Below are 20,806 nucleotides of genomic sequence, written 5' to 3' on the forward strand. Positions count from 1 at the left end.
CACCGCTCTCCCGGGAAATTTAAAATTTTAGGCCGTGACTGAAAAATTCGATCACGGCGCGATTGAAACTGGCCATCCGCTCGATCTGTACCCAATGGCCACACTCTCCAAAGAAGCGGACGTCTGAGTGTGTGATCAGGTTTCCGAGGCGCAGCGACACCTCTTGCGGAATGACTTGGTCGGCCTTGCCGTGCAGGACGAGCACTTCATGGGGAAGCGCGGCGATATCTTCCTCGCGGCTCGACAGCATAGCAATATTGGCCTGCCGGTCGGAACCGCCGAACGTCGCATGATAGGGCTCATGCGCTCCTGGGCGGATGCTCGCGTGATAACGGGAGTCGATCAGATCGTCGGTCAGCCGGCTCTGGTCCCATGCGAGCATCTTCAGCGACTCATGCATCATTTCGCGGGACGGCTCATAACCCCAGACGAAATCGAGCGCCGGCGTGAGCGGGAATTCAAGTCCAGCCGCTCCCATCAAAACGGCACGATCGACCCTGTCGGGATGGGCGATCATGAAGGCGAGCGTCACGCCGCCGCCGAAGGAATTTCCGACCATCGAGACCTGGTCGATTTCCAGGTCGTCGAGAAGACGGACCAGTTGATTGGTCCAGATGGCCTTGTCGGTGATCCGACCCACCGAGTCGCTGTAGCCGAAGCCAATCATGTCGGGAGCAATGACCCGGAATTCCTTAGCAATCTCGGGCATATTAAGCCGCCAGTTCGCCCATGCCGTGACCCCGGGGCCCGAACCGTGGACGAGGAGGACCGGCCTGCCCTCGCCGGTGTCATGATAGTTGGTTTTGATCCCGTCAGCGACGAATGTCTTGCCGATTTCGGGCCGGACCATGTCGGGCGCCGAACTCATTGGCCAGCAACCTTGTAATCATCATGTCGGGCGACCTGCCCCCAAACGGCTTCAAGCATCACTCAATCTCCGTTCCACGGGCCATCATGTCGCAGCCCTCTTGGGACAATGGTTTGCACCATGAGAAACGCGTTTGCAACCGGTAAATGAAACCGGCGCCTCTGATGCGGTCACTTCAGGCTCTCGGCTCGCACGGCTTCGAGGACACCGGGCTCCTCTTCCATGCGGGCGCGGTAGCGCGTCAAAGCGGGGAAGCCCGCGAGACCGATCTCCACTCGAGAGGGCCACCCGAGGATGCAATAGAGATAGGCGTCGGCCACGGTGAAGGCGTCCCCGAAGCAATAATCCTTGTCGGTCAATTCCAGGTCGAGCGCTTGGAGATGGTGCATGACGTCCCGCTTTGCCTCAGCGCGGATCTCCGGCCCCGCGGTTTTGGAGAAGAGCGGCACGAAGCTCTTGTGCAGCTCGGAGGCGATGAAGCTCAGGCTGTCCGTCAGCGTGTAGCGAGCGATTGTTCCGGCCGGCGGGGCGAGCCCCGCGCGCGGTGCCAAGTCGGCAACATAGAGAAGGATCGCTATCGTCTCTGTGAGAAGCTCGCCCGAATCCAGAAGGAGAGCAGGGATTTTTCCCGAAGGCTTTATCGACCGGAAGTCGGCCCCATGCTCGGTTCTGCGCGTGGGCATGTCGACTTTTTCAATATCGAACGCTGCCCCTATCCGGCGCAGCGCGATGTGCGGTGCCAGCGAGCAAAGGCCAGGCGCATAGTAAAGGAGCATCTCATTTCCTTATGGACGACTTGGAGCACAGCGCGCGAATGGCCGTGCTTCACGCCGGAGTTGGGCCGGCGCGTCAGCGATCAACCTCGGAAAAGCCCTTTCCCGCGGTCAGCACCCCACAAGTCCGCATGGCACTCAGCATCATCGATGGATCGGCTTTGCCCGTTCCCACAATGTCATATGCCGTGCCGTGTGCGACCGACATATGGAGATAGGGCGGCCCCATCATGATCACGCAGTTTCCCGAGAATCCCCATGTCTTGACGGCTATGTGGCCTTGGTCGTGAAACATCGCTAGCACGAGATCGTATCGGCCTTCGATACATTGGCGAAAGACGGTATCGGGCGCGGATGGTCCATCGACATTGATGCCGCGCGCGCGCGCGCGCGCGACTCCTGGACCGATGGCACGATCTTCCTCATCGCCGATGGCATGAGGATTGAGACCCGCGACCACGATCCTGGGGTTGGCGACGCCCCAGCTTCGAAGCGCCGCGTCGATTTGCTGTAGGGCGGTATCGATCAACTCGGGCGTGATGAGGTCGCAGACCGCCCGAATCGACATATGATCGGTGAGGTGGGCGACACGGAGCGGTCCGGTGAGGAGGAGCAGATAACTCTCGCCCGGCGTCGGGCTGATCACCATATCCAGCTTTCCCGCCAGTTTAAGCGATCCGGTGCTGATCGGACCCATCACTGTGCCGGCGAAGACCCCGTCGCGCGCGAGCGCATCGAGTTCGGCTAGCCATTTGGCGGTCGCAATGCCCGATTCGAGCGTATCTTTCGCGAAGGGGAGCGCGCGGTCGTCCAGCGCACCTGTATCCAGGATATCGATGACTGCCGGGTCGTCGCTGAGCGGCTCGAGCGAACGCATGACACGCAGGCGGGCCGACACTTTAGTCAGGTCAAGCGCTCGTTCGACCGAGGCCGCCGACCCCACTAATAGGGGAACCGACACCTCATGCACGCGGCCTGACGCCCAGGCGCGAACGGTAACCTCGGGTCCGATGCCTGCCGGCTCGCCGACCATGGTACCGATGCAGGGCCGGGATCCGGCCTGCTGCGACGCTACGCCGACCTCAAATGCTGTAGACATCGAGCATCGTCTGCGCGAGGTCGTTGATGACGACGGTATATTTGCGTTTTATCACAAAGGCGTCGCCCATCGGTTCGAGATCGTAAATGGCCGACCCACTGTAGACGGTCGGCCGATCCTCCAAGACCGAGGTCACCGACCAATTCGTCCGCGCCCGAATGATGTCGTCCTCATGGTCGACCGCGAGCAGGCTAAAGATATGGGAAGTGCGCGGGGCCGGCGAACTGGCCGACGACCGGCCCGTCCGAATGCGATAGACGCGGTCCTCGAGCCCTGCCCGGGTCGGATAATAGATCAGCGAAATCTCGCGCCTTGGGTCCTCGGTCAATCGGCCGCTGTCATCCCACGCGGGGACCCAATATTCGGCATCGGGATGATATAGATCGATCCAGCTATCCCAATCCTTGGCATCGAGAGCGGCCGCTTCGCGCCCGAGAAATCGCTGGATCGCGGTCCATTGCGCAACTTCGCTGCTCATTTCGCCATCTCCGGCTTCGCGGGTAACGCGCGCTCGGCCTCTTCGCTCGCAATGGCTCCGCGCATGCGCAATATCCATTCGTCGTGGATCGCGACGTAGAGCCCTTCGTCGGCCACCGCCGTGCCGCTAAGGATGGCGTCGACGCCCAGGGCTTCGCCGTGGCTGCTGACGCCTTGCACCCACCGTGTCGATCCCCGCGACATGTCGTTCATCCGGCCAGCCCCGCCACCGAAACCGACCTGACAATTGTTGAACTCGGTCAGGTCGTCCGGCGTAGCCATGCCGCTTGCATTGAAGAAATCTTCATACTGGCGGATGCGCAAGGCGCGGGCGTCGTCACTCTCACCCACCGGAGCTATGCAGTAGGTTGTCACCTCGGTCTCATCCACCGAGATGGGCCGGATGATACGGATCTGGGTGCTCGTCTGGTCCATGAGGAAGACGTTAGGGAACAGCTCCAGATTGCGTATCCGGCCGTTCATCCAGGTAGCGCGCTCTTCGCCGCGCTCGCGCTTCAACCAGTCCAGGATTTCGTAATTCGGCCGGTCCTGATAGTTTGCATAGTCATTCCAGAGCACGCAATGGCCGTTGTCGAAGGAGAAAGAGCCGCCCTCGAGCTGAGCCCAGCGACCGAAATCGAACGCCCTGGTATCGTTCTTCGATGTCCCGTCGACCCGGCGTGCGACCGTCATGAAGTAATTCGCGTGCACCGTGCCGATATGATAGCCGTCGAGGCCATTTTCGACCTGCAGCTTCCAGTTCCCTCGATAGCGGTAGCGCGTAGCGCCTGGAAGTACTTCGAGCTTCTCTTCGACCGACTGGTCAACCATGAGATCGATGAATGTCTTCGCGCCCGCGAGATAGTCCTGAAGAGGAACGACCTCGGGGTTGAGACTGGCGAAAATGAAGCCCCGGTAAATCTCGATGCGCGCAACATGTTCTAGACCATAGTCTTCCCGCTTGAAGCCCGGCGCGTAGCCACCCCCAGCCTCATCTGTCACGTCGAGGAGTTGGCCCGCGGGATTATAGGTCCAACCGTGGAAGGGGCAGGTGAAGTTGCGGCGGTTTCCGCTCTTCTCGCGGCAAACGCGCGCGCCGCGGTGCGCGCAGGCATTGATCAGACAATGCAATTCCCCGGCCCGGTCGCGGGTCAGGATGACGGGCTGGCGGCCGATAAAAGTCGTGAGAAAGTCGTTCGGCTTTGCGACTTGGCTCTCGTGCGCAATGAAGACCCAGTTGCGCTCGAAGATATATTTCAGCTCGAGAGCGAACACGTCCGCGTCGGTAAAGGCCTCCCGGTCGATCTGAAAGCGGCCGCTTCCCTCGTCTTTTACGAGCCATGCATCGATACGCGAACGCAGTGATTCAAGCTCTGCCACGGCTGCGCCGTTTCCGTCAGGTTGCAACATCCTCTCCTCCATTTCCGGCCACCGAGATTCGAAGGTCAACTATTGGATCAACGATTTTCGGCTCAACTCTTTGGACTCTTCCGATCCCGATTGACCCAACATAGCATGCGTGGCTCATTGTGCAATGGGTTGCACAATGATCTGAATTGCACTATTCGAATCGCGTTGCATCATGTGCGACACGTCAACACAGGCTGGTTCAGGCGTATAAAAGCCAAAAATGGCTTGAGATTTGGGAGTGCGAAATATGGCGGGCGTGACCGAGCTGGGTTATCTAGGCTTGTCGGTATCTGATCTGGATGCATGGCAGAGCTTCGCATGCGGCGTCGGCGGCATGGAATATGTCGATGAAGGCGAAGGCGACCGCGCGTATCTGCGAATGGACAAATGGCATCACCGCATCACGCTGCATGCTGATGGCGGTGACGATCTTGCCTATCTTGGCTGGCGCGTTGCGGGTCCGGTAGAGTTCGACGAAATTGTCGAGAAGCTGACAGTCCAGAATATCGAAGTCGAAATAGCGAGCGACGAAGCGGCGCGCGAGCGCCGGGTCCTCGGCTTGGCCAAGCTCAAGGATCCGGGCGGTAATCCCACCGAAATCTTCTTCGGCCCCCAGGTCGACAATTACCGCCCGTTTCATCCCGGCCGCCCGATGTTCGGTCGTTTCGTTACCGGTGCCGAAGGGATCGGCCATTGCATCCTGCGTCAGGATGACGTCGCCGCGGCGGTTCGCTTCTATCAGCTGCTCGGGCTGCGGGGCTCGGTCGAGTACCACCTCGCTTTGCCGAACGGTGAGGTCGCCGCCCCCTATTTCATGCATTGCAACGACCGGCAACATTCCGTGGCTTTCGGCCTCGGTCCGATGGACAAGCGGATCAACCATTTGATGCTCGAGTACAGCGAGCTCGATGATCTCGGCCTTGCCCACGACTCGGTGCGCGAACGAGAGATCGATGTCGCACTCCAGCTCGGAAAGCACGCGAACGACGAAGCGCTGACATTCTACTGCGCAAATCCGTCGGGGTGGCTGTGGGAATTTGGCTGGGGAGCGAAAAAGGCGGGTCCGCAGCAGGAACATTATCTGCGCGACCTCTTCGGCCATGGAAATGAAGCCGAGGGTTACGGAATGGACATCCCCCTCGGCTGACCACCCAAGGAAATTTTTAATAGATGGATGTGATTGCAATGGAGAGACTTCGCCTCTGCCCGATCGGCGACCCCCAGGATGGCGAACCGGTTGCGATACCGGCAGGCACCTATCCGCCGCTCGCAGTGTATAATGTCGACGGCCAGTATTATGTCACGGCCAACACATGTACCCACGGCAACGCGCAGCTTACCGATGGCTATCAGGATGGTGCGACGATCGAATGCCCCTATCATGGCGGTGCCTTCGACATTCCGAGCGGAGCCGCGACAACTTATCCCTGCCAGATCCCGCTCAAGACCTATGAAGTGACGATCGAGGACGGCTGGGTGACGATCGACGCTCCCGGTGCGCCGGAGAGCTGAGGCTATGGACCTTTCCACTCTGCCTCGCACCGAGCTCCTCCGGGAAGTGACGGACCTTATTGCCCTGCACGCCGAGCTGATTGACGACGATCAGCTCGAAGCGTGGCCCGATCTGTTCGTCGAGGACTGCCATTATTCCGTATTGCCGCGAGAGAATGCCGACCGCGGATTGCCGGTTGCGACGATCTTCTGTGACAGCAGGGGCATGCTTGTAGACCGCATCGTCTCGCTCCGGCGCGCCAACATTTTTCCGGTCCATCACTATCGACACATCATCAGCACCAGCCGAATTCACGAGGTTCGTTCAGATGCGATTGTGGCCCATACAAACTATCTGGTGCTCCAGACAAGAAACACCGGCCGATCATTTGTGTATAATGCTGGTAAATATGTCGATGAGATAGTGTTTTCATCCGGGAAATTTCTTTTTCGGTCAAAGAAGGCGATTTTCGACACGGACCTGATCGACACTTTGATGGTCCGCCCCATTTAGCCCTTTTCGAGGTTGCGATATGCTCAATGTTAAAGATACGGCCGCAGGTAAAGTGTCGACCGACACCGAGGAGCCCGTTGGCTGCCGGATACCTTATTCCGTGTTCACGGATGATGCCTTTTACAAGGCCGAACAGGAGCATCTCTTCCGCGGCCCCACCTGGAACTTCGTTGCGCTCGAGGCCGAAGTCCCGAACCCCGGTGATTTCAAGTCGACCTTTATCGGCGACACGCCGGTCGTTGTGACGCGGGACAAGGACCAGAGCCTGCATGTCGTTGTGAACCGCTGCGCGCATCGCGGCGCTACGGTATGCCGCGCACGCCAGGGCAATGTGCCGCATCTCGAATGCGTTTATCATCAATGGGCTTATGAATTGAACGGAGACCTCATGGGCGTCCCGTTCCGCCGCGGGATCAAGGGCAAGGGGGGGATGCCGGCGGATTTCGATCTCAAGCAACATGGCCTGGTCAAGCTGCGCGTCGAAGCGTTGAATGGGCTGGTTTTCGCGACATTTTCGCAAGAGGTGGAGCCACTCACGGACTATCTCGGTCCGCTCATCACCAAGCATGTCGAGCGGATCATGTGCCGCCCGATCAAGATATTGGGCAATCAACGCCAGTTCATCCACGGCAACTGGAAGCTATACGCCGAAAATACGCGCGACCCCTATCACGCAAGCCTCCTCCATCTGTTTCACAATACTTTCGGCCTCTATCGTTCGACGCAAACGGGCGAATGCCTGATGGACGAGAGCAAGCGGCATTCGTTTCTTTATTCGAAGGCAGGCAGCAACGACGCGGCGCGCGATAGCGAAGTCTATCAGGACTCGCGCAGCTTCGACACGAGCTTCTCGCTCCAGGATCCTTCGCTGCTCGCGGGCCGGAGTGAGTTTCCGGACGGCATCACCCTCGTCATCCTGGCCCTTTATCCCAACCTGATTTTGCAGCAGATCTCGAACACGCTCGCGGTTCGCCAGATCGTCACCCACGGACCGAATTCGTTCGAACTCGTGTGGACCCAATTTGGCTATGCGGACGATGATGCGGAGATGGACGCGATCCGCCTCAAGCAATCGAATCTCATCGGACCGGCGGGCATGATCTCGATGGAGGATGGCGAGGCGGTCGAGATCGTGCAGCAGGCGGTCAGCTCGGACAGAAAGGCAAGATCCTATATCGCGATGGGCGGCGGCGGCGCCGATGACGCGGATCATCTTGTCACGGAAGGGGCCATCATCGGCTTCTGGCAAAATTACCGCGAGATGGTGGGCATCGAAGAGAGGGTCTCATGACCGCCACCATCGATTTCTACTTCGATTTCATCAGCCCGTTCAGCTATCTCGCACAGTTGCGACTGCCGGAGATTGCGCGCCGGCACGGCCGGGCGCTTGCCTATCATCCCATCGACATCCCCGAAGCAAAGATTGCGGCGGGCAATTACGGCCCGTCCAACCGCGAGGTGCCGGCGAAGATAAAGGTTCTGACCGCGGATCTGCAGCGTTGGGCTCGGCGGTACGACGTGCCGCTTACCTTTCCAGCGAGCTTCGAGTGCGGAGCCTGGAACACAGTCGCAATCTTCGCGGCCCGTCATGGTGCCGCCGAAGGCTTCGTGCGGGATGCCTATCGGCGCATCTGGGGCCTCGGAATCGATCCGCGAGACCGGGACGAATTGCGCGCCTCGGCGGCATCGGCGGGTCTCGAAGCCGATGCCGCCCTCGCCTTTGCTGACTCGGAAGAGGGCAAGCGCGACTATCGCGAAGCGCGGTCGAAAGCTTACGCCCGTGGCGTATTCGGCGCGCCCCTTATGTTTGTCGACGACCAGATATTCTGGGGAAACGATCGGCTGGATTTTCTTGAAGAGCATGTGCGGACGAATTGAAAAAAGAATCAGGGAGAGGGAGAATGGACATGACGACCAACAGAAATAATAGCGGGCGCGCCCTCGCAGGCGGTATCGCACTTTTCGCACTGGCCTGGAGCGCGGCCGGCCAAGCCCAGGACACGGTCCCGGCTGCCGAACCCGAGCCCGAGGCGCAGTCGAGTTCGGGCATCTCCGACATCATCGTGACGGCTACGCGCCGCGAGGAACGACTTCAGGACGTTGCTGTCGCCGTCACGGCGATCACCGGCGATTCGCTCTCGGCTGCAGATGTTTCGACGGTGCGCTCGTTGACTCAGGTGGTTCCCGGATTCATCGGAAGCCGCAACATGGGCGTGTTCCAGCCCGTCATTCGCGGTGTCGGTTCGACCGGCATCTCGATCGGCGACGAGCCAAACATCGCGACCTATGTCGATGGCGTTTACCAGCCAGAGTCGGCTGCCAACTGGATCGATCTCGTCGAGGTCGAGCGCGTGGAAGTGCTGCGCGGACCGCAAGGCACGACATTTGGCCGCAACGCCACCGGCGGCCTCATCAACGTGATTACCCCTGACCCCAGTTTCGACCTGCGCGGCAAGGCGTCGCTGCGTTACGGCCGCATGCGCAGGGACGCGGGCGATTATGACGCCCGCTTCTATATCACCGGCGGCCTTAGCGATAAATTGGCTGCCGACTTTGCCGCCCTCTATCGCAAGAATGACGGCTATATCGACGATCTGGTGCGCGGCGGCACGCTCGGCGACCAGCAAGTGATCAACTTTCGCAGCAAGCTGCTGTGGCAGCCTTCCGACAATGCCAAGGTCATCCTGACCGGCGAATTCTTCGACCAGAACAGCACGACCAATTCGCCCCAGCCGGTCAATGGGAATACGGCGGGCCGTCGCTTCCCGGGCGTCATTCTCCCGACCGACGCCTGGCAGGCGTCATTGACCAGCATTCCGACGTTGGACTTACGGCGCTGGAGTGCGGCGCTGCATGTAAAACTCGAGTTCGACGGCTTCAACCTCGAGGCGACGAGCGGCTTCATGAATCTGCGCTGGTACCAGGAAACCGATTCGGATGCCTCGAACATCTTCCTCGGTAATTTCCCTGCAACATTTGCGACGGAATCGGGGAGCCAGGAAATCAAGTTCACGTCTGCCGACCCCGGCCGATTCCAGTGGCTCCTGGGCGGCTATTTCTACCAGTTCGGCGGCCATTCTGGGTTGGATCTCGTCACGTCGCCGGGACCCGGCGTCCCTCCGACCACGCTAAATCTCGATCCTGCACTGTCGGGTCGCTCGTTCGCGGGCTTCGCCGAAGGGACATATGAGATCGTCGACAATTTGTTCGTCACGGTGGGAGCGCGCTATACGACCGAACGGCGGACCTTCGAACAGGTCGTGAACGGAAACCTGGTCGTTCCAAAGACCGCAAAGTCCTTCAACAAGTTCAACTACCGCGGCGCGATCCGCTACCAGTTCGCACCCGACGGTAGCATTTACGCAAGCTATGGCACCGCGTTCAAGAGCGGCGTCTACAATATGGCCAGTACGTCGCCGAACCCGGTCAACCCGGAAAATATCAAGGCATGGGAAGCAGGCATCAAGGTTGATCCCGTCGATTGGCTACGAACAAACTTGGCTGTTTACCATTACACCTACGACGATCTGCAAGTTCAGGCGAAAGACGCGTCGGGTCCGAGCTACGTCCTGCAGAACGCAGCGAGCGCCAAAATCTATGGTGGCGAGTTCGAGGCGATTATCCAACCGATTGACGATCTCAACATCCGCGGCTCGGCGGCCTACAGCCACGCGCGCTATCGTGATTTTACGCTCGCGCAGAGCTTTTTCCCGCGCCCCGACGGAGGCAACACTGTTGCCCCGGCGGACGCGTCGGGTAACGTGATGACCCGCGCCCCGAAGTGGACGTTCAACCTGGGGGTCGATTGGGGCCATGAGCTCGATGCAGGGCGCCTTGGGGTCTCGGTCAACACCTTCTACTCGACCCGGCTCTATTATGACTTCCAGAATATTTTCTCCCAGCCGAGCTATACCCTTACCAATGCGTCGATATCCTTTGCCCCAACCGGTGATCGCTGGAAGTTCAGCCTCTGGGCGACCAACCTCACCAACGAAAAGGTCTTCCAGACCATTCGTGTCGGGGCGCAGGCGACTGACGGCTTTTACGAACAACCAAGAAAAGTGGGCGTCAGCGCCGAACTCCGGTTCTGACGCGCCCAAACGCGGTCCAAGGGCTTGTTCCCAAGGATCGCGTGCGGCCGGGCTGCCGCCGTGTCCGCCAGCATGAGCCTCGGTGGCTTGTGCTGGCGGACTTTGTTTGCTGTCGCGCAAAGACGGGCCGTTCAACCGAAACTGGTCGAAGGATGGATGGATGACGATCACGGGACAAATGCAGCCTGCGCAGCTGGCGATCGGCACGATCCTGACATATGCCGCCGCCGCGCACGCAACCCGGGAAGTGGTGTCGCGCGAGATCGGCAGCGATCGGTTGTGGCGTTATGATTATGCAGCGCTCGCCCGCCGCGTAGCGCAGGCTGCCAACATGTTCACCCTTGCCGGGATTGGGAGCGGTGACCGGGTATCGTCGCTCGCCTGGAACACGCACCGGCATCTGGAACTCTTCTACGCGGTCCCGGGCCTTGGGGCAGTGCTTCACACGGCCAACCCCCGGCTCCCCGACGATCAGCTGATCTTCACCTTGAACCATGCCGAGAGTCGCATATTGGCGTTCGAGCCCAACCTCGCCGCGCTCGTCGAGCGGATTGCGCCCAACCTCCCGCACATCGAAAAATTCATCGTACTTTCCGACGAGGGCGTCGGCATCGGCGAGAGGTTCGAGGCGCTGGCCTATGAGGCCTTGCTCGCGGCGGCACCGGTCTCGATCACCTGGTCCGAAATCGATGAAAATTCCGGGGCGTTTCTTTGTTACACCTCGGGGACTACAGGCGATCCCAAGGGGGTGCTCTACAGCCACCGGGCAGTCGTTCTGCATGCGATGGGAGCGGGCTTGGCGAGCGCGTTCGGCCTCACGTCGTTCGATTGCGTGATGCCTTGCTCCTCGCTCTATCACGCCACCGCCTGGGGCCTTCCGTTCGTGGCGCCGCTCTGCGGCGCCAAGCTCGTTCTTCCTGGCGACCGCATGGACGGTCCTAGCCTCCAGGCCCTAATCCGAGGGGAGGCGGTTTCTTTTACCGGTGGGGTGCCCACGATCTGGACCATGTATCTCGCCCACCTCGAGGCAACCGGCGGCGACACGGGAACGCTCAAGCGGATTATGATCGGGGGCTCCGCCGTACCTCGCGCGATGGCAGAAAGCTTCAAGGCCGACCATGATGTCGATGTCCTTCAGCTCTGGGGAATGACCGAGACCTGCCCGCTCGGTGTGATCGCAACACCGACGCCGGCCGTCGCGGACCTCGGCGAGGCAGCGATGCAGGATATATTGTGGACGCGGCAGGGACGGCTCCAGTTCGGCGTCGAGATGCGCATCTTGGGCGAAGACGGGCGCCCCTGCCCCCACGATGGGGCGACGGCAGGCGCGCTACAGGTGCGGGGTCCGTGGGTGGTTCAGCGCTATTTTCGTCAGCCGGCGGATTGCACCGATGTCGGCGGGTGGTTCGATACCGGCGACGTTGCGACACTCGACGCCCAGGGGTTCATGCGAATCACAGACCGCACCAAAGATGTCATCAAGTCGGGAGGAGAGTGGATCAGCTCAATCGACCTTGAGAATGTTGCCGCTGGGTGCAGCGGGGTCAAAATCGCCGCGGTCGTCGGCATTCCGCACCCTAAATGGGAAGAGCGCCCGCTCTTGATCGTCGAGCCTCATGATGGAATCCTTCCCGACGAAAAGGAAATTCTATCAACCCTATCCGCGGAATTCGCGAAATGGCAGCTGCCCGATCGCATCCTCGTCGGCGCGGTGCCACTTACGGCAACAGGGAAAATCGACAAGAAGCAACTGCGCGAACGCTCTGGTAATGTCTACGCGGCTTGAGGGAACGGGACCCCATGGTTGGGCAGCGATCACTGCGCGGCGAGAAGCTTGTCATCGCAAGCTTCAACCAATAGCGTCTGGGCCGCCCGTCCCGTCGTTCCGCTCCCGCAGCGACTGCGCATAGCCGGACAGCAAGGCAATTGTCAGCTCGGTGACGCGCCTTGCCCGCTCGGGGTCCTTTCCGATTTGGGCTCGCACCGCCAATCCGCGGAGCACGCTCCACAGCAGCCACAATATGTCTTCGGCGTCAGACGGAGACAGGCCGGTCTTGGCAAAACGGCTGACCCAGACTTGCTCGGCCCCGACGCGTCGTTGCTGCGACATACCGCGAACATCGTCGGCGAGGGCCCGAAGCTTGTTTCCCGAGATGACGAGGTCGAGCGCGATCAAAAAATCTTCACCGTAGAAGAATGCCTCTGCATCGTCGCATGCAGCCTCGAGGAGGCCGTCATCTTCGATAGCCTTACCCGCGGCAGCGGTCGCCTTCTCCAGGGCTGCCGAAAAAACCTGCTCCAGGCAGGCGGCGACTAGTTGGTCCTTTGTCGGAAAATGGTGAAGCTGCGCTCCGCGAGAGACGCCTGCGCTTTCGGCAACGTCTGCGACGCGAAACGCCGAATAACCTTTCTCGCGCAACAGATTGATAGCGGCCGAAAGGATTCGAGCCCGCATCTTTCTACTGCGTTCGCCTTGTGGCTTGTGCGAATTGTCGTGAGCTGGGGAAATGTCCGCCACTGCGTCTGCTACACCTCTTGCCGAGACCCTCATGCGGCCGAACGTACAGATGGCATAGCTTTCCTATCGGGCTTGTCAAAGTCATAGCTGCGAGATGCAACAAGATGCCGTCCGCACCCGGCTGGCCATTCCGCCCGCCTCGTTGCGGGCCTGTTCAGCGAAACGTCGTACCGCCATCGACGGCTATCGACTGGCCCGTCACAAATTCTGCGCCGTCGGACGCGAGGTAAAGCGCTGCGGCGAGCAAGTCGTCTGCGGTCTCGTGGCGCTTGATGCACTGCATGTTCAATATCTGGGTCTTTTGCGCGGGCGTCACCGTCTCGCGCTCGATCTCCGTGAAGGTTGCGCCCGGAAGCAGCGCATTCACCGTGATCCCGTCGGCGCCGAGTTCACGCGCCATGGCGCGCGTCATACCGACCACCGCCGCTTTGGAAGCCACATAATGTAAATAGTGCGGTCGGCCCATAGTCACCACCCCGGACGAGATGTTGATGATGCGCCCATGACGATTACCTCGCATTACCGGCGCGCACGCCTTGGACACCAGCATTACGCCATCGACGTTCACGCGCATGACCTGTCTCCACTCGTCAAACGGGATTTCCTCGAAGGGCCGCATTTTCAGCGTCGAGAAGATCGCCGCATTGTTGATGGCGATGTCAATGCGGCCAAAGGCCTCCAATGTCTCCGCTATGGCGGCGTCGACGGCTGCCGGATCGGCCACATCGGCCCGAATGGCGATAACGGTGCCGGCGCCACATGCCGCTTCGACCTCGGCCGCTACCGACCGTCCGCTGTCTTCGTTCAGTTCGACGATGGCGATTTTCGCACCGGCGCGCGCGAAGCCTTTGGCGAAAACCCGCCCGATTCCTTGTCCCGCGCCCGTGATGAGCGCGACGCGCCCCGCGAAGGTGTCTGTCTTGGTCATGTCGGTCATATCGTTTCCTCTTTCTTGCTGGTATTCGGGCGAGGCAACGGCGCATATGCGAGCACCGCGCCTGACGTCATCCGCCGCTTGCTCCTCGACCTTCGGTCACGTCCATCGCCGTCAGCCAACTCCACATCCGCTCAACGACGCCGCCGGCCAGGGTCTGGCGCGCGCGTATCTCGTCTTCATCGAGAAGCCCGTGTTGAGGGCCGAACCCCATCGAGCGCACGTCGCGCTCTACCCGCGCGGCGTCTTCGAGGAAGAAGGCAAAAGTCGCAGCTTCCTTCAGATCTTGCCCGACCGTAATCGCTCCATTTCCTCGCATGACGATCGCACGAGCCTCGCCAAGGGCAATTGCAAGATTTCTCGCTGAAGCGTCGTCGCGCAGGAGCCTGGGATCGTCCCAAAGCGGCGGCCGGGGAGCGAAATAGGCGCCTAGGCCGTGCCGCGCCGCCGGTGTGATCCCGAGCGTCGACAACGACATGGTGGCGGCGGGCATGATGCGACAAATGCCGCCGACATCGGACCGCGCGGCATAAATCGCCTGGTGCGCGCGCACTTCGCCAAGCACTTTTTGGGGAAGGGCGCCATCGACCGAGACAATAGTACCGGGTTCGTCCTTGATAAGCCCCATGGGCATTGCGGCACAGACAAGAAAGTGCCGCGCATCGATGCGCGCACTGCAATGGCCGAACGCGTGCACGAGCCCGGCGTGCGCCAGGCCGCGCGCCGCCATGCGCACCTGCATCTGAAGTCCGGGGTCAATCGTCGCCGGCATAAAACCCTCTCCCGAAGCAGAGTGATTCGGCCATCTTCATCGCGGAGGCCATGCTGGCGTGCTGGGCGATGCCCTGTCCCGCAATTTCCATGGCAGATCCGTGCGGTACGGTCAGATGAACATAATCGAGGCCGATATAGATGGTGCACGCGCCTTCGAAGGCAGCCGTCTTGAGCGCAATCTGGCCCTGGTCATGATACATTGAGACAACAACGTCGTATCGTCCCTCCATGGCAAGACGAAATATCGAATCGGGCGACACCGGCCCCTCGACGCGGCGCCCCGCCGCGCGCTCCCGTTCGACCGCCGGCGCGATCTCGCGCACTTCTTCAGTTCCCATCGCGTGCGGATTCAGGCCGGCGACGCCGATCCTGGGGGCATTGACGCCCCAACGCCTGAAAGTCTCGTCAACGAGACCGATCAGCGACGACACCGCCGCGGCAGAGACAGTGCCCGGGACCTCGGCGATGCTGATATGCTCGGTGATTGGAACGATCCGCAACGAGGGGCTGACTCGCAATAGATAGGTTCCAGCCGGCTGAAGATCGTCGATGGACGATATTTCGCCAGACGCCTTGAGTGATTGCGAGTCGACCGGGGCCATGATCCAGCCATCGATCTCTCCATTGCGAGCCAATTGCTCGGCCAAGCGGATCCATTCTATCACCGCCCGGCCCGAAGCGGCGCCCGACTGTCCGATATCCCATGCCCCCCTCGCCAGCGAGCCGTGGTCGAGAACGGCGATTTCGCCAACCGCATCGGACACCTCATCCGGCGTTTCCACCTGGTAGATGGGAGGGCTAATCCCGCTCGCCGCGGCCGCGAACCGGACAGCGTCGATGCTTCCGATCAATAGGTGCCGCGCCGCGTGGTTGCCGGCGGCGAGTGCCTTGACACAGACCTCTGGACCGATACCCGCCGGATCGCCAATGACGGTAGCGATGAGTGGCTGCTCACGGCGCGGCTTGCCCGCTCCTTCGCCTGCACCTCTCATAGCAGGAAGGTCACATTGCGCATGGGCGCATCATTGTTGATCAGATAGACCTTCTTGCCCAAGATTTTGAAGCCATCGGCCCCCTGTTTCAGGAGGTGGGTCGCGCGCGCGAACAAGGATTGATGCTGACCGGAGCGCGCCTCGCCCAGGATGAAGTTTGAACTGACAAGGACATCGGATCCGCCGGATGCGGTGACCGTAATGTTCGAGACGATGCGGATCAGACGCGACTTCGGACTTTGCGAATGCATCCGCTTATCCTTCAGGCGGAATATTCGATCCGAGATCTGGTCATAATGCTCGTAGATGATCGAGACGGACCGATCCGGGTCGAGGTCGGCCTGATTGGAGGGAACCCAGTAGAGTCCGCCCGGCTCCCAGAGCGCGAGCCAATCGTCATAGGCGTGGCTGTCCATCAACTCGGCCTCAAAATACAAAAATGCTTCGATTTTGCCGAAAATGTCGCTCCCGGGCAGGATTGCCCGGCTCTCCTTCAATTCCGAGAAGACGGTGATATCGCAAAGATCTGCTGCTACCATGTTCATCCTAACGCCTCCCATCGGGCGATTCTTCGGCCATCATCGCCAGCCATTGCCGGATCTGAGCGCGCTGCGGAACCTCGTCGGAAACATGTCCGACGATCGTCCCATCTTCATCAACCCACTCGCGCTCCATCCCGCGCGATATATTGATCCACGGATCGAGATTAGCCTCCAGGCCGAGTTGCACCCGCTCGAAAATCTCGGCGTCGTCTGTCGATCCGGATCCTGCGGGTCCATAAAAGGATTCATGCTGGCGAAGTCGCAGCGCATTGATTTCGGTGCTGACGTTGGAGAACAGCACAGGGAACATCACGACCTCGGTCTCGTCGACAGACAGGGGATTAACGATCCGGATCTGGTTGTTGATCAGTTGCAGGTTTGGAAAAACGCCGACGTGAGGATCGCCCGCCATGGCAAGCAGCATGTCCGCCCAGGCAACATCATGCTCTGCATAGAGCGCGTCGATATAGTCTGCCCCTCCCGGCGTGTTTTCCAGAAGCGCGCGATATTTTCCCGAGTGCTTGAGCCGATGCTTACGGAAATCGAGCATCGTGTGGCCATGACCGAAGTCGCGCGTTTCCGAGATTCCGTCGAAGTCGAAGGGGTTCGCACTGTGCGTGGCACCGAGGCTGTGACCCGAATCGGTGTGTCGTTCCCATGTCGCCAGCACCGAGGCATGGACGAACAACGGATGATATCCATCCATCCCGACCTGCTTCCAATTTCCTTTATAGATCGTCCGGTTCGATCCGGCTCGCACGCTCAACTCTCCGCCCGGCGCCGCGTCGACCAGGATGTCGATCACCTTGGCTGCGTTGCCGAGATAGTCCTCGAGCGGAAGGACCTTTTCGCTCAAAGCCGCGAATATGAAGCCGCGATAATTTTCGACCCGCGGCACCGGCGTGAGACCGTTTTCGCTGGCGTCGAAACTCGGCCCATAGCCGTCGGGCCCGGAAACGCTGACCAGTTCGCCAGCATTGGAATAGGTCCAGCCGTGATACCAGCAGCGGAAAAAGCTGTCCCTGCCTTCGTCCACCTCGCAGACGATTGCGCCCCTGTGTCGGCAGCGGTTCAGGAAAACGCGGATCTCGCCATCCTGGCCGCGAACAAAAATGACCGGTTGACGGCCCATCTGCCGACGCTTGAACTCGCCCGTTTTTGCAATCTCGCTCTCATGGCCGATGAACAGCCAACCGGTGTGGAAAATCCGCTCGAGTTCAAGATTGAAAATCTTCGCGTCGGTATACACCGCCGAATGAATCCAGCCCGGTGCCACAAGCGATCGCAGGCCTGCCGCGTCATAGTCGCGGCCGCGTATGTCGAGGCGGTCCGGCATGCGGTGCGGTCCTGACGGCGCGCGATCGCCCTTGCCGGCCGGCAAGGTGCCGCCGGCGCCCATTGCTAGATGATTTTCCGCTGACAATTTCATTCTCCAGACAATGATGATGAACAATTTGTGTCACACTGGATTGACGGCCTTCCACCTGGTCATGTCGCGCCCGATCGACGACCGCGCGCGCCAGAAAAGAAATGCGGAGAATGGTGCGACCAGGCTTGTAAGGATGAGGGCGGCACGCAAACTCCTGCCGGAATCTTGATCGAACTGCCACGAGATCGCGTCGCTGGCCGTCCCGACGAACAGCGGTCCCAAACCCACGCCGACCAGGTTCAAGACCAGAAGGAAGAGGGCGGTCGCGCCGCCACGGATCTCCGGCGGTGAGACGCTTTGCTGGGTACTGTGGACCGGGCCCATCCACATGGCCCCTAGCATGTTGGGAAGCGCAAGGCCCGCAAGCGCCAGCGCGCCACTGTCGATGCTGAAGATGACGGCATAACAGGGAAGGGCCGCCAGCGACGCAAACGCAGGGATGGTTACATAGGCTCGGACGTCGCTCCGGCCGAACCGATCGGCCAGCAACCCACCGAGCCACACGCCGGCGGCGCCTGCGAGACCTGTGGAAAGACCGAGCGTCAGGCCCAGGAACCCCGAAACCCCCATCCCGGCCTGGGTGGCCATGGCGACGATCTCCGGGCCATGATTGCGGATAAAAAAAGATGCGATGAAAGGTCCGAAGCCATATCCTACCGCGGCTTGCAGCGCAGTCGCGATCACGATGAGCCGGTAGGTGCGAACCGCCCAAAGCGTCTTTACCGCCGCGAGAGCGCCCGGCGGCGCCGTTCGCAACAGAGCGGCGTGCGCCTTGCGCGGTTCGCGCAAAACCAGCAGCAAAAAGGGGGCAAGGACGACACCTGGTATGCCGGCCACCAGAAAGGCGGTGCGCCAGCCATAGGCATCGGCAACCAGCCCTCCCAATGCCATCCCCGCCAACGTTCCCAACGGCACGCCAAGATAGTAGAGCGAAAGCGCCGACGCGCGCCGCTCGGGTGGGTAATAATCGACGATGAGCGAATTTGCGGCAGGTGTCAGGCCGGCCTCGCCAATCCCCACTCCGACACGCCCCACCAAAAGTTGGGGAAAGCTTCGCGCGAGGCTGCAGGCGATGGTGAACCCGCTCCAGACGAGAACGGAAAATGCCATGATCTTTGGCCGGTTGCCGCGATCCGCCCAGCGCGCGAGCGGGATTCCGGCGACGCTATAAAGCAAGGCAAAGGCAAGGCCCGACATCAGCCCGATTTGCCAGTCCGCCAGCTGCAACTCTTCCCGGATCGGTTCGGCTAGAATGTTGACGATCTGCCGGTCAACAAAGTTGAGTGTGAGAGCAAAGGTCAGGAAAAACATGGCGATGCGGCGGCGGAAAGCCGCCCCCGCCACAGCCAGCGCGGCTTCGCCCTCGCCAGGCGGCGTGCGTGCTGTGCCGAGCGCCGGTTGCAGCACAGGAGGCGCGCCCCCGCCCGTCACCGGTTGCCTGATCCCAACGAGATGAAGATATTTTTCTCCTGGGTGAACGCCAGCAGTTCGCCGAGGCATTCCTCACGGCCGATGCCCGACTGTTTCATTCCGCCGAAAGGGGCTCCAAGAATGTGGCGTGAGGTCTCGTTGATCCAGACATAGCCTACGTCGACGGCCATGGCGGTGCGGTGCGCGCGTTCGAGATCTCGTGTCCAGATGGAGCAGGTCAATCCATACTCCAGTTCGTTGACGACCTCGATCATCGTCGGCTCGTCGGACCATCGCAGGATTCCGAGCACCGGCCCGAAAACCTCTTCGCGGGCCAAGCGCATGTCAGGGGTAACGTCGGCAAACACCGTCGGCTCGATGTACAGGCCGCGCGCAAGAGCTTGGTCGGCTGGTGGCCCCCCGCCGCATATCAGGCGAGCGCCTTCCGCCTGGGCGCTATCGATGAATCCGACTATGCGCTCATGCTGTTTCGCGCTAATGATCGCGCCCATCGAAGTCGCCTCGTTGGACGGATCGCCCGGCTGAAACCGCCGGGCTTCCTCCTCGATGCGAGCCAGAACCGCGTCGTAGATATCCTCATGTATGAGTGCCCGGCTCGTCGACCCGCACGATTGACCGCACCACGCAAAATTCATCCCCTGGATTAAGGCTTTTGCTACTTCGGCGGGATCGGCATCGCCATAGGCGATCAGGGCATTTTTGCCGCCAAGTTCGAGCAAGACTGGCTTGAGCGTGGGACTGGCCTCGCGCATTAGAGCGCGACCTGCAGCCGCGCTCCCCACCAGGCTGATCATCGCCACCTTGGGGTGGGCCGCTAACGCCGCCCCCGTTTCGGCTCCTCCCGTAAGGACGCTGAACGTACCCGACGGCAACAAACCGTCGATCAGCTCGGCGAAGCGGAGTGCTGAAAGGGGAGCCTGTTCGGATGGCTTGACGATTACCGCATTGCCGGCAGCGAGGGGAGCGGCAACCTTGCCGGCGCAGAACAGAAACGGATGATTGAAGGCCAGAATGCGGGCGACGACGCCAAATGGCTGCCTGACGGAGAAGTTGACCGCATCGGGTCCGACGGGGACCGAAGCACCTTTCATCTCCGTCACCAGCCCGGCGAAATAGTCGATGAGCGCGGCTGCCACATGGGAGTCGGCCGCCAGTTCGCGGACTGGGTTGCCGCAATCGAGAGCATCGAGTTGCGCCAATTCCTTTGCATTCTGGCGAATGACTGCCGCTACTTCGCGCAGCAGCCGGGCACGTTCGAGGGGTGGCACATCGCGCCAGACCCTCGATCCGACGGCGGCAGCGAGGACTGCCCGGTCGACATCCTCGCTTTCTGCCTGCGCGACATGTGCGATGAGCGAGCCGTTGGCCGGATTGTGCGAGGGGCTGTACCCGCCCGCCGTCGGTGCATGCCACCCGCCATCATAGTAAAGGTCGTACTGATCTGGAATTGCCATCTATGCTCT

The 20,806-nt window shown here is 60.7% G+C and carries 20 protein-coding genes; 7 read left to right on the forward strand and 13 right to left on the reverse strand.

Annotated elements, in window-relative coordinates; all coding sequences use genetic code 11:
• Positions 1–19: 19 nt before the first annotated feature.
• The 5 genes from CVO77_RS07870 to CVO77_RS07890 form a co-directional block, all read right to left on the reverse strand.
• Positions 20–868 (reverse strand): alpha/beta fold hydrolase, encoded by an 849-nt coding sequence (locus tag CVO77_RS07870; protein ID WP_037557636.1) that lies wholly within the window; start codon positions 866–868, stop codon positions 20–22.
• 170 nt (positions 869–1,038) lie between these two features.
• Complete coding sequence (gene gstA / locus CVO77_RS07875; RefSeq protein WP_105998636.1) at positions 1,039–1,644, reverse strand: glutathione transferase GstA; 606 nt, start codon at positions 1,642–1,644, stop codon at positions 1,039–1,041.
• 73 nt (positions 1,645–1,717) lie between these two features.
• Complete coding sequence (locus CVO77_RS07880) at positions 1,718–2,674, reverse strand: PdxA family dehydrogenase (RefSeq protein ID WP_037557633.1); 957 nt, start codon at positions 2,672–2,674, stop codon at positions 1,718–1,720.
• Positions 2,675–2,723: 49 nt separating this feature from the next.
• Positions 2,724–3,218 carry an aromatic-ring-hydroxylating dioxygenase subunit beta gene (locus CVO77_RS07885; protein WP_105998637.1) on the reverse strand — a complete coding sequence of 165 codons (495 nt, stop codon included), beginning with the start codon at positions 3,216–3,218 and terminating at the stop codon, positions 2,724–2,726.
• Positions 3,215–4,627, reverse strand: a complete 1,413-nt coding sequence (locus CVO77_RS07890; protein ID WP_105998638.1) for an SRPBCC family protein — start codon at positions 4,625–4,627, stop codon at positions 3,215–3,217. The genes CVO77_RS07885 and CVO77_RS07890 overlap by 4 nt, the downstream gene beginning before the upstream one ends.
• 247 nt (positions 4,628–4,874) lie before the next feature.
• On the opposite strand from CVO77_RS07890, the gene bphC reads away from it, so the two are divergent.
• From bphC to CVO77_RS07925, 7 genes are all read left to right on the forward strand, one after another.
• On the forward strand, positions 4,875–5,774 hold the full coding sequence (gene bphC / locus CVO77_RS07895; protein ID WP_105998639.1) for a biphenyl-2,3-diol 1,2-dioxygenase: 900 nt from the start codon (positions 4,875–4,877) through the stop codon (positions 5,772–5,774).
• A 23-nt stretch (positions 5,775–5,797) separates the two neighbouring features.
• Positions 5,798–6,139: a non-heme iron oxygenase ferredoxin subunit gene (locus tag CVO77_RS07900; RefSeq protein ID WP_242446142.1), complete on the forward strand. Its 342-nt coding sequence runs from the start codon at positions 5,798–5,800 to the stop codon at positions 6,137–6,139.
• A gap of 4 nt (positions 6,140–6,143) precedes the next feature.
• Entirely contained in the window at positions 6,144–6,632 is a 489-nt protein-coding gene (locus tag CVO77_RS07905) for an aromatic-ring-hydroxylating dioxygenase subunit beta (protein ID WP_105998640.1), read from the forward strand.
• Positions 6,633–6,732: 100 nt separating this feature from the next.
• Positions 6,733–7,923 (forward strand): aromatic ring-hydroxylating dioxygenase subunit alpha, encoded by a 1,191-nt coding sequence (locus CVO77_RS07910; protein WP_310088074.1) that lies wholly within the window; start codon positions 6,733–6,735, stop codon positions 7,921–7,923.
• Positions 7,920–8,510 (forward strand): 2-hydroxychromene-2-carboxylate isomerase, encoded by a 591-nt coding sequence (locus CVO77_RS07915; protein WP_105998642.1) that lies wholly within the window; start codon positions 7,920–7,922, stop codon positions 8,508–8,510. Before CVO77_RS07910 ends, CVO77_RS07915 begins: the two co-directional genes overlap by 4 nt.
• A gap of 23 nt (positions 8,511–8,533) precedes the next feature.
• Positions 8,534–10,723: a TonB-dependent receptor gene (locus tag CVO77_RS07920; protein ID WP_242446143.1), complete on the forward strand. Its 2,190-nt coding sequence runs from the start codon at positions 8,534–8,536 to the stop codon at positions 10,721–10,723.
• A 160-nt stretch (positions 10,724–10,883) separates the two neighbouring features.
• A complete protein-coding gene (locus CVO77_RS07925) occupies positions 10,884–12,509 on the forward strand; it encodes a long-chain fatty acid--CoA ligase (protein WP_192878889.1) in 1,626 nt (541 codons plus the stop codon).
• Between the two features lie 63 nt (positions 12,510–12,572).
• Here the strand turns inward: CVO77_RS07925 and CVO77_RS07930 are convergent, their stop codons facing one another.
• The 8 genes from CVO77_RS07930 to CVO77_RS07965 form a co-directional block, all read right to left on the reverse strand.
• Complete coding sequence (locus tag CVO77_RS07930) at positions 12,573–13,241, reverse strand: TetR/AcrR family transcriptional regulator (protein ID WP_158258021.1); 669 nt, start codon at positions 13,239–13,241, stop codon at positions 12,573–12,575.
• Between the two features lie 154 nt (positions 13,242–13,395).
• Entirely contained in the window at positions 13,396–14,178 is a 783-nt protein-coding gene (locus CVO77_RS07935; RefSeq protein ID WP_197709671.1) for an SDR family NAD(P)-dependent oxidoreductase, read from the reverse strand.
• Positions 14,179–14,245: 67 nt separating this feature from the next.
• Positions 14,246–14,947 (reverse strand): class II aldolase/adducin family protein, encoded by a 702-nt coding sequence (locus CVO77_RS07940; protein WP_037557627.1) that lies wholly within the window; start codon positions 14,945–14,947, stop codon positions 14,246–14,248.
• Complete coding sequence (locus tag CVO77_RS07945; protein ID WP_105998645.1) at positions 14,931–15,941, reverse strand: PdxA family dehydrogenase; 1,011 nt, start codon at positions 15,939–15,941, stop codon at positions 14,931–14,933. The genes CVO77_RS07940 and CVO77_RS07945 overlap by 17 nt, the downstream gene beginning before the upstream one ends.
• Positions 15,938–16,486 carry an aromatic-ring-hydroxylating dioxygenase subunit beta gene (locus CVO77_RS07950; protein WP_158258022.1) on the reverse strand — a complete coding sequence of 183 codons (549 nt, stop codon included), beginning with the start codon at positions 16,484–16,486 and terminating at the stop codon, positions 15,938–15,940. Before CVO77_RS07950 ends, CVO77_RS07945 begins: the two co-directional genes overlap by 4 nt.
• Position 16,487: 1 nt before the next feature.
• Positions 16,488–17,936, reverse strand: a complete 1,449-nt coding sequence (locus tag CVO77_RS07955) for an aromatic ring-hydroxylating oxygenase subunit alpha (RefSeq protein ID WP_197709672.1) — start codon at positions 17,934–17,936, stop codon at positions 16,488–16,490.
• 6 nt (positions 17,937–17,942) lie between these two features.
• Entirely contained in the window at positions 17,943–19,319 is a 1,377-nt protein-coding gene (locus tag CVO77_RS07960) for a spinster family MFS transporter (protein WP_197411507.1), read from the reverse strand.
• Positions 19,320–19,339: 20 nt separating this feature from the next.
• Positions 19,340–20,797 carry an aldehyde dehydrogenase family protein gene (locus CVO77_RS07965; RefSeq protein ID WP_105998647.1) on the reverse strand — a complete coding sequence of 486 codons (1,458 nt, stop codon included), beginning with the start codon at positions 20,795–20,797 and terminating at the stop codon, positions 19,340–19,342.
• Positions 20,798–20,806: the final 9 nt, after the last annotated feature.

It is taken from the genome of Sphingopyxis lindanitolerans (genome assembly GCF_002993885.1).
Lineage (GTDB): Bacteria > Pseudomonadota > Alphaproteobacteria > Sphingomonadales > Sphingomonadaceae > Sphingopyxis > Sphingopyxis lindanitolerans.